Raw genomic sequence first — 16,020 nt, 5'->3', positions numbered from 1 at the left:
AGTATCTTATTTATTGGTTAATGACTTGTATCGGCACAGAGCTTCTACATAATAATAGTCAGCATAAGTCAAAGGTGCATCTACCTCCGTGCCTGCGGGCATATTGCCTACAGAATGCTTCAGGATAAATCCGCCATTCGTACCCACTTCTGCTGTATATTCGGGTGAAGATAACACCTGTAGTATCTTCTCGGCCGCTTTAAAATATTTATCTCCCTGTTTCTCCGGCAAATACTGAGACAGTTCGAGCAATCCCGCACAGTTGATGGCAGCTGCCGAAGCATCTCTCAATGCATCCGGTATACCGGGCGCATTATAATCCCAATAAGGAATCAGGTCTTTCGGCATATTAGGATGATTCAGTACAAATTCGGCTATCCTGACTGCCTGATCGAGGTATTTAGGGTCCTTCGTAAAGCGATACATCATTGTATATCCATACAATCCCCAAGCCTGTCCACGCGCCCATGCTGATTGTTCCGAAGCACCCTGCCCTCCCTGGTAATTCTGGATACCACCGGTTTTCGGATCGTAATTAATACCGTGGTAAAGACTATTATCGGCCCTGAAGTGATTCTTCAAAGTAGTATCGGCATGTTTCACCGCTATATCATGGAATGTATTGTCCCCCGTAGCTTCGGCAGCCCAGAACAGCAGTTCCAGGTTCATCATGTTATCAATAATAACCACATAATCGTTCGGCTTACGATTGTGAGATTTGATACATCCCACTACGGGACTAAACCGGGAAATTAACGAACGGGCACTATTGACCATAATGTCTTTATACCCTGATTTTGGTGCTATACGGTCGGCATTGCCATAACTGCAATACATCATAAAACCAATATCATGCGTGCTTACATTATATTGTTCGGGCTCCAATAACTTCAACATGCGTTCTCCTTCTGCACACAACTCTTTGTTGCCGGTTGCTTCATACAGATAAAACAGAGTGCCCGGATAGAAACCGCTGCACCACCATTTGGACGAACTGTTCTCCGGTTTCTGTTTCTTTGTATCGTATGTTTTCGGAAACAGATCCGTCCCTTTCAATTCATCTCTCATAAACAGGTATTGACGTCCTGCATTCTCCAAAGCTTTGTCCACATCCACTTTTCCTTTAGGAGTGGCAGCCCACAAATTCCCAACGGACAAAAAGCAGGCCATAACAGCTCCAAATACGATTATTGATATTCTCATGGTTTATTCTGTTAGTTCTTAGTAGTTTATAAAATACAAAAGTACAATTTATTACCGGCTGGCATGATAAGTCTGTATCAGTTGCAGGTTTCGAATATATTTATTCACATCGGTTATATTCATTTCTTCCAAGCTGTAAGCCGGAACGTTGCGATCATACATATAGATATTCTCCAATATAATATTCTTCAACGGATGCTTTGCATCGTACCCTTTAATGATAGAAGGGGTATTGCCTTTGTCACGTACCCGAACATTACGGATCACAATATCTTCCACCGTCTCAGGGGCTTGCAGATAAATTTCCAGCCAACGGCTATTGTTCTTATCTCTGGGCCAGAAGCCCTCGATATCAATATTATCAAATAGAACGTTACGGGCTATCCCTTTCCCCCACTTATGATTGACAGCGATGGCACGCATACTCTTATAAGAGGTGGAGTTCACAAAACGCAGGTTCGTCTGATCCTGCTCCACACCGAATCCAAGTTTAAACGTAGCACAGCGGCTCCATCCCAGGCAGTCATCAAAAGTTACATCATCAAGCGGTTCGGGATCACCATACCACTTATCAGCAATATCAGTAGTGTGGGTCCACGTCTTAGTAGAATAAGTATCATCTTCTGCAATGGCAATGGTATGTCTCACCAGCACATGCTGGCATTCCTGAATGTCGATTGAATCATCTTCATGATCCTTGTCGTTCTCATTATAATGCTTGGTATTTTGCAACAATACATGATCACAACGAGTAGGGATAACACCCCATAAACCACTGTCGATAAAGGTAATACCATCCACCGTAAAACCACTGCACTGCATAGGCATCAATAGGTTATTCAGGTACTTATGCTGGTTACGCATGTAAGAGCCATTACCATCAATCGTACCACGGCCGTATATCTTTATATTAGAGGTGTTCTCGTCCGTATAGATAAACCAGGTGCCGTCCATCTGCAACGATTCTTTCCGGTAATGGGTGATATAGTCCTTCGGGTTTCCCGTCCCCCGAATGACGGCTCCCCCTTCCATATAGATATGTACATTGCTACGCAAAATCAAATTACCGCAATAATACAAACCGGCCGGCACATATACAATTCCACCGCCGTTGCTGCATGCATCGTCAATGGCAGTCTGAATAGCAACCGTACTTGGTTTCTTTCCTTTCTTATCTGCCTTGTACGGTTTGGAAAGAATGTTATAAATCCCCTCCCCTTCGCTATCGGGTACCTCGGTTTCCAGATTGTCTCCTGCAATGGCCAGTTCCTTCAGATTATTGATCTTCACAATCAGATAACGGGAACCTTCTATATCAAACGACAGTTTATTACCATCCACCGTAGCTTTCAGCCCTAACGAAAGCGGAGTAATCGTATAATTCGTGATTTCCTCGTTCACCGTGATAGTAACCGTTTGTCTGCCCGAAAACGAAAAGTGAGTAAAATCATAAATAGGAGTAAACGCCTGTACCGGAACCTTCGTCTCCCCGACACGAAGCGTATGCTGCTCACCCTGCTGATAGCAGGAGGCCAACGGATAAGTAACTACCTGCGTGGCTTCTGCCGCACGGAGCATCGTACTACCTATCATTAGTACACATAATAAAATAATTCTAACCATAGTTCTTAATAATCTTTTTACCTTAATACATTTCAGAGAAAGAAACCACCTTCAAATTTGCAGCAAACGGAGAAGATGCTAAAGAGGTGTTTACCCTCACTTTCACCGCTTCACCCGGCAGCAAATCCATATAGTTATCCGATACAAAATTGTCTGTGTCTCCTTCTATTGATACAAAAACCCCACGGGCAAAGACGTCACTGCTTAAAATAACCTCATATCCTCCCTCAACCGGGATGATCTCTTTCTTTATCCGGGCTTCCGGGTAACGCATGTCTTTCTGTTTCGCCAGAAAACAGTTGTTGGTATATTCTCTTCCGCCCTTGTCTTTGTAATTCACATTCACAACAACGTCTGTTCTCGAAAGTCCCCCAAGCAGTTCATCTATATCTCCCGTCCATATAGGCGTACTCGTATTGGCAGGCACATTCACCTTCTTCACTACTTGTTTCACCGTACCTCCGGTCAGTTTTAAAACACGGACGGTCAATGTTCCGGAAGTTTGTTTCAGGCGGTCGGATACGGCATAAACTTCTAATAACCCTTTCGACTTTTCTATCGGAGACACCAATATATCGTCAAATGACTTTACTGTAAAGTAATGCTGTGCCTTCCAGCGTCCGTAATAGTCACGGCTCGACCATGAAGCCACCGGCCAGCAATCATTGTGTTGCCATACCAATGATCCCATGCAATAAGGCATATCCCGCCGGTGTGCTTCCATTGCCATCTTCATAGCATCCGCCTGAAGTAACTGGCTCATATAGGTGAATGCCCGGAAATCTTTCGGCTTACGGTATTCAGTCAGCAGAAAGTCGTTGATCCGCTTATTGGCAGCTGTTCCTCCGCGCTGGTGGGCCATCATCACTTCGGATGTAAGTTCCCAATCTCCGGCATGAGGTGCATAGCGTTTGATCGATTCAAACTCCGGGAACGACTGGAAACCGTATTCACTGAAAAAGCGACTCCGCTCTTTGTTAAACTCCGACAAGGGCTTAAACCCCTGCCACACTTCCCAATAATGCATATCACCCACCGTATGGTTACGAGTCCCCTTATCATCCGAATAGGGAGAAGACTTCCGGTAACATGCTCCCGGATGATATTCTTCGACTACCTGAGGAAGTGTCACAAAATACTGATCTTTAAACTGTTTCCATATAAGTTCCGAATAGGCAGGATTCTGCCGGTCATAAGTCGGCTTCCAGTTCCAGTTGAACCAGGCATCCAGGCATTCGTTATTTCCACACCACAAAGCAATACATGCATGATTGCGCAGGCGGCGTACATTGTCAATCGCTTCCCTGCGAATATTCTCCAGTAAGTCGCCTTCTGCCGGAAACATGCTGCAAGCAAACATGAAATCCTGCCATACGAGAATGCCCTGCTCATCACATAGTTCGTAAAAGAGGTCGTTCTCATAAATACCCCCACCCCATACGCGAAGCATATTCATATTGGCAGCCACCGCATCACGGATTGTCTTGTCATAAATAGAATCCGTAACCCGGGGCAGAAAGTTATCACAAGGAATATAATTGGAGCCTTTGGCAAAAAGAGGTTTCCCGTTGAGTTCGAAATAGAAACTCTCTCCGTATTGATCGGGGGCAGTAATTACTTTCAACGAACGAATTCCCAGTTTCTGCTCTTTTACATCGACCTCCGTCCCGTTCAGATCCAGGGTCACAGCCATATCATACAGGAAAGGTTCTCCAAGCCCGTTTGTCCACCATAGTTTAGGTTTCTTCATGGTAAACGATACAGGCACTTTATTCAAACCTTTGGTCAGATGCACAGACTTACGGTTTTCCGTGCGATGATCCGTGCAGTTCACCACTTTCAGTTCTGCCGTCACCTCTTTATCTGCCAGCAGTTCTACCACTACATCAATAGATGCTTCGCGCTCCGTGACCGCCTTCTGATTGTAAAACACATCATTGATACGGGCATCGTTCCAGGCTTCAAGAGTAACCGGACGCCAAATGCCCGAAGTAACCAGGCGCGGCCCCCAATCCCAACCAAAATGATAACCGGCTTTGCGTACAAACACCCCTACTTTACGATCAAACAGTCCTCCATTCTCCGATTGGTCATTAGAACTACGATACTGGAATGGAACCGCCTCCCATTTAGGCATCGCTATCTTAATGGGTGAATGCAGGTACACTTCCAGTTGGTTGTCTTTCAATTTCAAAAGAGACCTGACATCTGCCTGCCACTCCCTGAACATATTGTCGGCAGAAAGAATCTTCTTTCCATTCAAAGTAACATCCGCATAGGTATCCAATCCGTCGAAACGTAAGATAATATTCTCTTTCGAAAGAAGTTCCGGACTCACATCAAAAGTGGTACGATACATCCAGTCTTCTTTGTCCACCCATTGTACGCCCCGTTCGTTCAAACGATAAAACGGATCCTCAATCAGTCCGTTGTTCAACAAATCGGTATGAACAACTCCCGGGACAGTAGCCGGATACCAGTTTGTACCCCTTGCCTGACGGAAACTCCACCCCTCGTGTAAAAATTGTTGCAAGGGGCGGGCATCCATCACTGAAAACTGAATCGCAACCAATAGTAACGTTATGATTCTATTTATTTTCATCCGGTAATTTATCTCTTCAGGTTAAACTGCTTTCTATCTACATTCCACCCTTTAACAACCAATACCGGCGCATTCTGCAGATTCTTATCGGCAGTCTCTATCGTTACAGATTTACTTTCACCCGGCATGAGTGAAAAGAAATTGTCTGTATAGAATGACGGGCGAACCGGGCGGAGTTCCTGATCCAGAAATTGCAACTGATTGAAGAAAGCAATGGAATTGGAAGTATTCTTCAAAGTGATATCCACGAAATACTTATCCTCCGTCTTTCTTACTTTATAAGAGGTATTAAGCTTTGCCTGTTTCAGCTTAGCTAAATCTTCAAAACCGGAAGAAGTAGGACCGGTCAATGTTTCCTTACCTTCGTATTTGTCGTTGGAACGCCAGTAGAAGTTAGAAGAGACTTCTTTTCCCTTTTCATCTTTCAGCCTGAGCTTAATAAAATGCACTTGTGAGATATCCTCCGGGAAACGAATTGTCAATGCATCATTCACAACTCCGTCTGACGGTAAGTTCACCTTAGCAGACTCTTCAAATACTTTCTTACTGTTTATATCATACACCTGTGCCACTACTGTATAACCCTCAAAAGGCTTATAATAGTCATTGACTACAGATACCGTATTCTTGAGGTAATCAAACTGTGCATGCAACGGTTCAAGTGCATTTGCCGTATGATAAAGAGATGCAGTTGGCTCCAGAGACCAGTCCCACATACGGGCACTGACCTGACGTACGGGACAGTTGTGATACCAGAAAAGCAATCCGGAGCAGAAACGATCTCCATAATCCAGCTTGTTATAGTTCCAGACTTCCCAGATACTCTTTGAGTTCATAGCTCCCACAAACTGACCTTTCTGGGCAAATTCATCAATAGAAGAAGACTCACCGTAGTTATTTACCAAGTCTTTATACATGGTAGACATCAGATGGAAACCATTGCCATCCAGATAATCCCACACCTCTTTATTAATAGGCCACAGATCTTTTTCATCCATCATCTCCCTCAATATCTCTACCGTAGGAAGTGTAGGAGCACCATATTCAGGATTGAAACCATCTACACGGCTACCTCTGGGAGAGGCTGTATTTTCATAATGCTGCATCGGGTTCACCTGCTTATATGGACTTCCGTCATGTACCCCTTCACACTCCGATTGCATCTGATAGCCGCGTGTTCCGTCAAGTTCCATCAGTAATTCGCGTGTACCCGTCACTTCCGAGCTTTCATTGGAAGCCACGTAATAGGCCAGAGCCGGGTGATTGCGGATACGTTTCACAGTTGATTCCACATTACTTAAATAAACTCCTTTATCCTGCGGATGGCGTGTATCTCCCGTCATCCAGAATTCCTGCCAGACGAGTAACCCGAATTCATCACAAAGCTGAAAGAAATAATCAGATTCGGCAATACCGCCGCCCCAAAAACGAATCAGATTTATTCCGGACTGCTTCGTGTAACGCAATTCAGCATAAGTACGTTCATCCGAACCACGAAGCATTGCTTCCGGAATCCAGTTTGTACCACGAATGAAGATACGTTTTCCATTTACATAGAATACGCGTGATTTATCCGGTGTATTCGTATCAGAAGTAATTTCACGGATACCAAACCGCGTTTTAACAGAATCGCAAACCACTCCATCCACAGAAACAGTCATTTTCAGTTCATACAAATTCTGAGGTCCTTTATTGACCGGCCACCATAAACGGGGATTCTGTATACATAACTGAGAAAACTCCTCAGGAGTAAACGTAACCGTTTTGTCCTCACCACGCAGAATACGAAGCGGCTTCTCTACTATAATATTCTCACCGGCAATCTCTCCTCTCACCACACAATCAATCGTATCCGTAGAGTTCAAAGGATTATTCACTTCCACAGAAATCGTCTCGCGTGCTACATCATACCCCGGCTTTTTCAATTCCGATTTAATGAACGGATGACGTAAAGCCACTGTGCCCGTGGTATACAAAGAGATACTCTTCCAGATACCTGTATTCCGATCACGGATACCATCCATAAAGGTAAAGTCCCAACCTACAGTCATCAGCATCGTTGTGTTCAAACCAATGTTTCCGTTACCTCCATTATGGAATTCTCCGACAGCTCCCCAGGGCTTAGACATTGTAGTACCCGGTACATCCACCGGATAGACTTTGACGGCAAGTACATTCTTACCTCCTGTCTTCACAAAATCCGTCACATTTATATAATCGTTTATAAACATACCATTAATGGTACTCAGCAGATTGCCATTCACCCATATTTCTGCCCGGTAGTTGATACCATCCGGTTGTAACCATATGGTCTTCCCTTTGAAAGACTCGGGAACATCAAACTCCGTACGAAACCAATATGTATAAAATTCACGTCCTACCTTTGATATATCGGGGATTTTATCCGACTCCAGTTTGTTATTTACTCCATAATAAGGTTCGGGATACTTCTCATTGTAAACAAGAGAATTCAATACCGTTCCGGGAACTACAGCAGAAAGCCAGTCACTTGTATTATATCCAAATGACGAAACTTCTCCGGCAGAAGCCTTCACCTCATCCACTTTCTTCATTTTCCAAATATACTCCCCTTGATGGACCTCCTTAGAATCCAACCAAATCCTGTCAGTGTTTCTGGCATAATTTACATTACTCCCTTGTGTTGTGTTAGAGACAGACAGAAATAATAGCAAAAAACATAATAGCTTGTTCATCATACTTGTTACTTAATTTGTTGAAAGCAAATGTAGACAAAGAATAAGGGATACAACATGCCCATTTTAGCCATATATAGATATAAACCGGACATGTACACCAGAAATACACTTTTGGCACATATGCATACTCAAACACTTAGAGCCAGTATAGAAAAAATTGTTTTTTAACTCTTTCAAAAGGCCGCCTGCTATTTTAGTAAAAAATAATCAATTGTCTGTATTCATACTCGCCTAATGTGTATGTTTTTTAGCCCGACACAGTTTTTAAGTCCTCATTTAGCGAAAATTAACCTAAACACACCCATGTCTAATTTCTTATTTTGAAAAACAAGAATTACGATACATCATATATCAGAAAAACAAATTAAAGACAAGCCTCATTTACTGGAATCATCTATAATCAGATTGCAGAAAGCTCATAAACTGAAACGAAAAAAATCAGTTATACATACATTACCCTATTGAGTTCTTTCTAAGCTATCCACCATTTGATTAACATTGTTAACAGAAAAAGCATATACGATTCTTTTAATGAAAAGAGTACGTACTTTTATACCCTAAAAATACGTACTCTTATATACAAAAAGTACGTATTTAACACACCATTAAATACGTACTTTTACAGAATAGACTATTATATCAACTAAATCCTTGTTTTCATTCGCTGCCTGCTAAATAAGTATAGTCAGTCCAGAATTCGTCAATAGCCCCTTCCTGAGGTAGGAAACAACTTCTGTATTTAACCATTCCTCCTTCTGCATATCCTTCAAGAGTCAGGGTATAAGCTGTTCGTTCACTCCATGAAAGTGTTTTTTCATTGCCATTCTCATCCTTATAAACAACCTCCGTATTAACTAATGTTTTATCCCGGATAGCATTTAAAATCATCTCCCATTTTTGAGTATCCTTGTTGAAATAAACAGCTTTGCCACTTTTCTTTGTGTAACTACGTGGGTTCAGAAAACCTATATAGACCTCTCCGTACACCTCACCCGTAATTTCAGCAGGTAACGAATAATGCCCATACTTATCATAAATTACTACTTCAAATACATAAGATGCTTCCTGCAAATTTTCAAGTGTATACTCTAACTCCTTCTGTGAGCGGTCCAAATCAACTTCAACAGACTCAGTCCGGTCTTTCCAATAGATATGCGCCTTTACACCACGCGGGTCATTTTGCATCTGCCAAGTCAGTTTGATACGATTTTTCCCGGAGAAAGCTTTCAAAGAATCGGCCTTGCCAATATATACTATAGGCCCGTCCTTTATAAAATCCGCATATGTGGCATCCATACCGTCACAGCCTACCATACATACTATAATAGCTGTCAGCAATGTATATAATATACCTTTTTTCATATTTATAGTTTTACTAAATTCTAAAATAAAAATCTGTTTCTGCCGGATACTACGGTTCATCAACGCCTACTCCGTAGAAAGTCAACTCCTGTATATATATAAAGCTACTTGCTTCATATTCTCCCCATGAACCATAGATTCCCCAGGTTTCCAGAACACGGAAACGAATATACCGATAAGCCTCTGCTTCTGCCGGTACCTCAAATTCTTCTCCTGCAATAGCTGCTTTGCGATCATCTTCTGTTACAGGATCATTCGGACCGCCTCCTGAAACCTTCTTCGTTTCATAATCACCAATCTTGGTCCATGTTTCATCAAATTCCCCATTCGGATTCGGATTATTACTTCCATACAGTTCGAACAGATGAACATGTCCCTTCACATATGCTTCTACTCCAACAGAAGTATTATCATGGCGTGTATGATAGACAAAACGACTGAACTGATATTTCTTACCCAGATCAATAGTAATATGACGTGGCATGGTTATATTCTTCGAGTGATACATCGGCAAACCAATCGTCCTTCCATCCCAGACACATTCAATTGCATTTCTCTGCTCGGATGCCCATTTATGGCATTCCCACTCATCCGTAGGCAACTTGGCATTTTTAAATAACTTCTTATCGCATTCCACTTCAAGTATAGGAGTAGTAATAAACGAAACGGTATCAGATAAATTCCCCCAACGGTCACGTACATAGAAACCAAATTCAGTTTCTACCGCATCTTGTCCATGTACAGCAAAGTTTCCGGAAGATGCTTCAGTATAATGCATATAGAGTTGCGTCCACTTGCCATCCGGCTGCTTTTTCAAAACTCCGATACTTACTTTGGCTTTCGTCGTATTTTCAAAGTTCACTTTTACCCCTGAGAAGGTTTTATCATACTCCAATGTATGGCAGATTTCCTGAAAGGCCGGAGTTTTAGCATCAATGTCCACAATAACCGGAGCCGAAGCAACTTCGCCATACCCTACCGAATACAATTTAACTTGATGCACACCTCCACGCTGTAATCCTTCAACCACGAGTGAATCAACATAATATGAAGCTCTTGCATCTGCTTCGACACCCGGTTTCATTTCATAAACCGCTTTTACATATTTCAGATTAGGATCATCCGGAAGGGTGTAATAGATAATAGCGCCTCCGTTCTGATTTTTCACTTCTCTGACAGTTACCTGTTGCGGAGCTTCCTTACTTCCCGATGCATAATTCACATCCGCATCACCGTTACAGGCTGCAAATGAGATAATACCGGCAGCCAACACGAATAATTTACTATATTTCATAATCATAGGAATTCTTTTTAATTTGAAATTTCTTCTTATTACCATCCGTAATTCTGCTTCAAGTTCTTATTACGCCAGGTCTCAGCATCTACAATCGGCCAGAAATAATCACGTACAGTAAATGTCTGATTATAAATCAATGTTTCTTTATAATAATCATCCGCCGAATTGTATAATAAATTCCAACCGGTAACAGGTTTATTAAACTCTGTCAATGCTTTTTTCCAACGACGAATATCCCAATAGCGTTGTCCTTCCAGAGCCAATTCAATCAAACGTTCCTGATGAATAATCTCACGTAAACCGGTTTGATCTTTAAACTTCTCCAGATCCGTAGAATGATTGGTCCATGCAGTTTCTACGCCTTCCAGTCCGGCACGTTCACGAACCTTATCAATCCAGGGCAGTACCTCTGTATATGGAGCTTTGATTTCATTCAATGCTTCGGCATACAACAAATAGAGATTAGCCATACGCATAATCGGGAACGGATACTTCTGATAAGTAATATTAGTCTTTGTCAATACAGTTTCATCATGTACCAGTTTTTTAGGCCAGATACCGGACATACACCAAGAAGTTTCAAATGCATTGGCAGCAGGTTCACCGGCACGTGCCTTCAGATAGTTCGATTTAGAAACATCTTTAGTTCCTTGTCCCATCCAGATTCCTCTGTCAAATCCCAAAGAAGCATAATAACGAGGTTCGCGATTCAGGTTGAAGTTAGCCGTCCATTGATCTTTCGCCATATAAGCAGCATTATCGTTTCCTACTTTAGCCGCAGCAAACCGGTTTTCATAATTCCAATCCTTGTCTTCTTCCATCGGGATACCATTTTTGGTATAATACTGCTCGGCTATTTTTAGGGAAACACCCATGTTGCCCGTTGCACCACTTGTATTATTCACAGTCTCAGATGTCCATCCACGTGGCATGCAATGTCCTTGATACTGGAACCAGGAATTGGAATTCTCCCAAATCATTTCACAATTCCATCTCTCATACAATATCTGACGTAACTGCATCACCTGTTTCGCATCATCCGACATATTACTATAGTCGAAATACTCCATCTTAAACAAGTCATATCCCACACCTTTACAGAATTCGATAGCCTGACGGCAAGCCTCTGCCGCATCTTCCCACTTTTTCAGTTTCTCAACTTCTGATTTTTGGGGATTGAAAATCTCAACTCCCCGGTTATCCGTGAATCCGAGATAATCCGTATTTCCATTGAATAGCGGACTTGCAGCAGTCATCATTATCTCTGCTTTCATAGCATAGACAACCGCTTTGGACACACGTCCCAATTCTTCGGTCTCATTTTCTATCTTATCGAGCATATACGGATTATCAATGACTTCATCCAACAGACTAATGATATATTCAAAACATTCGTCCAACGTATTACGATATACTTTCGTCTCATCTGTAGGAGCATCTACCGAAATGTTTTCCTTCACCAAAGGAATCGGCCCATACATACGTACCAACCAATAATGATAGTATGCTTTCAAAAATTTCACTTCACAGATCCAACGTTCTTTTTCCGATACATCCATATCAGGCACCTTACCAATATTCTCCAGGAAAATATTACAATCCCTCAAACCACGATACAGATTCTTCCCTTCCTGTGCTCCGTTCCAATAATTAAAATAAGGGTCACTGGAACGTTGCATTCCATGTGAAAGATACCAGGCAGGTTTCACGTTGGAATTATCACGATGATAAGTTGTGAAAACAAATTCATCACCACCCAAAAATCCCGGATCACTTTTAGAGCCATGGGCCGGCATGTAGTTATAGCAAGTAAAGAGATATTTCTCCGCTTCGGTGCGCATTGTAAAAGCATTGTCTATTGTAGCAATATTATCGGGTACAATATCCAGATAATTATTACAAGATCCCAATGACAGCGATGCTGCTAATAATAATATATTTAGCTTTTTCATTGTATCATTCTTTTTATTAGAAGGTCAGATTCAGACCAATATTATATATTCTCTGTACCGGATATTTCAACCCGTCACCAGCTTGTTCGACATCCCATTCTTTAAATTTACTGAAGCAGAACAGATTGTTTCCGGTGAAATACACACGCAGGTTCTTCAATCCGGCCTTACGGATTAAGTTTTGTGGCAATGTGTAACCTATTTCCACTTGCTTAACGCGCAGGAAAGATCCGTCGCGCATAAACCAAGTACTTTTCTTCGCATTATTTTCAATAGAACTGTTAGCCAGACGGGGCCATACAGCATAAATATTACGATTGTTCTCCGACCAATGATCGTCTGCAATAAACTTTGCCAACTGATTATTTTCGCGAGCACCAGTTGACGGATCGTCAAAGAAAGGAGAAACTTTACCATAATCAATCCAGAATGATTCTCTTGCCAACCCCTGGAAGAAAACGGAAATATCAAAATTCTTAAATCCGTAAGAAGCTCCGAAACCATACACAATCTCCGGATCGGTAGGATATCCGATAGGTACCTCATCAAGTTCCGAAATGATACCATCTCCGTTTACATCCCGGTATTTGATGTCACCGGCACCGTATTCTCCAAACTGCACCGGAGAGTTCTTAACTTCTTCCTCATCTACAAATAATCCTTCAGCGATGTATCCCCATTGCTGACCGATAGAATTACCTACATGCTTTTTCCATGGGGCATTCGGATAATCCAGTTCTTCATATTCTACATACTCATTAGTAGCGTAAGTAAAGTTGGCTCGCAATTGTAACCAGGTTTTATTACTGAAGTATTTATTGTAATCCATCGAAAGGTCTACTCCATGAGATTTCGCCTTACCAAGATTGGCTTTTGGAGTTACCCAAAGTCCCATTGTTTTAGGTATATCTTTTCTCTCCTGGAATATATTAGAACGATTCTCCATATAATATTCTGCAGTAATATTCAGCGCATCCAGAACGGTCATTTCCAAGGCAAAGTTTGTTTTCTTGGCAATCTCCCAAGTGATATTAGGATCAGCATAACGACTTACCGAAATTCCATTTCGGCGATAAGCTCCCTCATTATAACCAAAACTTGCTCCGGAACCACTGTTATTCATATTAATTTCGGATAAATAAAGGAAACGGTCTGTATCCTTTGCAATATTATCATTACCAACTAGACCATAAGAGGCACGAAGTTTCAAGTTCTGAATATACGGAGTCACCGGCTTGAAGAATTTTTCATTAGAAATAACATATGCAATACCTGCAGACGGGAAGAATCCCCAGCGCTGACTTTTGTCAAAACGTTCGGAACCATTATAACCAAAGTTTCCTTCTATAAAATAACGATTATCATATGAGTAAGTGAGACGCCCGGAAAGACCGACATTACGTTTGGGCAATGTAGTCTGAAGAGTTTCAGCATTAGGTTGCTGATTATTACGCAACTGCATAACTAATAGCCCCCCCACTCCATGCTTTCCAAATTCGCGGTTATAAGTTAAAGCCGCTTCCATATACATATTAGCCTGAACTGTCTTTTCACCCTTGCCAAAGTCCAGATACTCAGTTCCTCCGTCCGGATTAATAATATCCACCATATAAGTCTGATCCATATAATTGTACTGTCCCAACTTATAGTAGAACGGTTTGTATTGACGACTGGTAGAATAGGTAGCCAAACGGGAAGTATTGAACAATCCGCGTAACTTCAATCCCTTTGTCACAAAATCCAGATCCTGATGTAATTCAAACTGTGCTTCCATCTTATCTCGTCCGGACTCTTTGTATCCCTTAACCAGTTCCGCATATGGGTTGATATACTTACCATCGCCATAGTTACCAAACATGATGTGTTTCAGATAGGCATGATCAGCATCTTTCGGATAAGTAGCGGGGAATAATACAGGATTGGTCTGCATTATTTTTCCATACAAATCAGAACCGCCATTCAACGGACCATTATAGTCTTCAAATGAACCGTTCATACGAACCATCAGCTTGGTTGTTTTAGTAAGTTTGATGTTTACATTAGAACGTAGCGAATAATTACGTATCTTAATGTTATTGTTGAAATTGTTGGCTTTATCTACTTTCAGTATACCATTGTCCTGACTGAACGAGCCGGCTACATAATAATTAACCACACTACCACCACCACTGATATTCAAGTTTACACGCTGGTTCATCGTATAATTTTTCAGCAGTTCCTTTCTCCAGTCCGTTACAGGATAAATGGCAGTTGGATGTCCCGGAACAGTATTATCAATCTTATCTTCCGAATATAACAATGCATGCAAAGGATCACGAGTCAGGATAGCCTCATTATGCAACTTCATATAAGTAATAGGATCTGCCAGTTCCAGCATTTTAGTAGGAGTTGAGATCGAATTCTCAACACGTAAATTTAGTTTCATGGTACCGGCCTGTCCTTCTTTCGTTTTTACCAGAATAACTCCATTGGCACCACGTGATCCATACAAAGCTGTTGCCGTAGCATCCTTCATGATAGAAAAGCTTTCAATGTCGTCCGGTTGTAAACGCGACAGATCTGCAGTACTTACCTCTATATTATCAATTAATATTAAGGGCGATTTGGCGTATCCGAACGAAGTAACTCCACGTACAAAGAAATTTGAGTCATCTACTCCAGGTTCACCCGTACGTTGATAAGAAATCACTCCGGCTACACGCCCTGCAAGCGCATTCGTCAAATTACTGGTCGGTACTTTTAGTTCAGAAACCTTCAGCGTACTGATTGCACCGATTACACTCTCTTTCTTCTGAGTACCAAAAGCAACCACTTCTACTTCATCCAATGTCCGGGAGTCCTCATATAAAATAATATTAATCGTTTTATCTTTAACGACTTTCTCTGCCGAAATATAACCAATGAATGAGAACTCCAAAACAGAGCCTTGTGCAATACCCGTTAATGAGTAGTTTCCGTCCAGGTCAGTTGCCGTTCCTTTTTGAGTACCTTTTACCCTTACAGTAGCTCCGGGAATTCCATTTCCTTCTGAATCACTAACCCTTCCCTTCACAGTAAATGTAGCTTGTGGTGTTGCATACGACTCCGGCGTTGATACGGAGTAAAAAGTTTCGTCCAATGCATAGGCTTCGACAGTCATTGCCAATCCGAACGACAAAACAGTAGCCATTAAAACTGACTTTTTAGAAAGTGGCATAATACCTTTAGGCCAACAATGCCTGCAAGTCACTTTTTTTTGAGCATCAAGTGTTTTTTGCATAATTG

At 41.8% G+C, this 16,020-nt stretch carries 8 protein-coding genes; all 8 read right to left on the bottom strand.

What is annotated here, in order from left to right:
- Positions 1-6 precede the first annotated feature (6 nt).
- On the bottom strand, positions 7-1,170 hold the full coding sequence (locus VCM39_RS03895; RefSeq protein ID WP_407934711.1) for a glycoside hydrolase family 88 protein: 1,164 nt from the start codon (positions 1,168-1,170) through the stop codon (positions 7-9).
- Positions 1,171-1,254: 84 nt separating this feature from the next.
- Complete coding sequence (locus tag VCM39_RS03890; protein ID WP_322933778.1) at positions 1,255-2,826, bottom strand: glycoside hydrolase family 28 protein; 1,572 nt, start codon at positions 2,824-2,826, stop codon at positions 1,255-1,257.
- A gap of 22 nt (positions 2,827-2,848) precedes the next feature.
- The gene (locus VCM39_RS03885; RefSeq protein WP_221650557.1) at positions 2,849-5,428 is read right to left on the bottom strand and encodes a beta-mannosidase; all 2,580 of its coding nucleotides are present in this window, start codon (positions 5,426-5,428) and stop codon (positions 2,849-2,851) included.
- 8 nt (positions 5,429-5,436) lie between these two features.
- Positions 5,437-8,142: a glycoside hydrolase family 2 protein gene (locus tag VCM39_RS03880; RefSeq protein WP_323674028.1), complete on the bottom strand. Its 2,706-nt coding sequence runs from the start codon at positions 8,140-8,142 to the stop codon at positions 5,437-5,439.
- A gap of 660 nt (positions 8,143-8,802) precedes the next feature.
- Positions 8,803-9,507: a DUF4998 domain-containing protein gene (locus VCM39_RS03875; RefSeq protein WP_322933776.1), complete on the bottom strand. Its 705-nt coding sequence runs from the start codon at positions 9,505-9,507 to the stop codon at positions 8,803-8,805.
- 49 nt (positions 9,508-9,556) lie between these two features.
- Positions 9,557-10,807, bottom strand: a complete 1,251-nt coding sequence (locus VCM39_RS03870; RefSeq protein WP_221650559.1) for a DUF5000 domain-containing lipoprotein — start codon at positions 10,805-10,807, stop codon at positions 9,557-9,559.
- A gap of 32 nt (positions 10,808-10,839) precedes the next feature.
- Entirely contained in the window at positions 10,840-12,756 is a 1,917-nt protein-coding gene (locus VCM39_RS03865; protein ID WP_322933775.1) for a RagB/SusD family nutrient uptake outer membrane protein, read from the bottom strand.
- 16 nt (positions 12,757-12,772) lie between these two features.
- Entirely contained in the window at positions 12,773-16,015 is a 3,243-nt protein-coding gene (locus VCM39_RS03860) for a TonB-dependent receptor (RefSeq protein ID WP_322933774.1), read from the bottom strand.
- Between the last annotated feature and the right edge of the window lie 5 nt (positions 16,016-16,020).

Source organism: Bacteroides mucinivorans (assembly GCF_034654355.2).
Lineage (GTDB): Bacteria > Bacteroidota > Bacteroidia > Bacteroidales > Bacteroidaceae > Bacteroides > Bacteroides nordii.
This window is presented reverse-complemented; position numbering and strand designations above follow the sequence as displayed.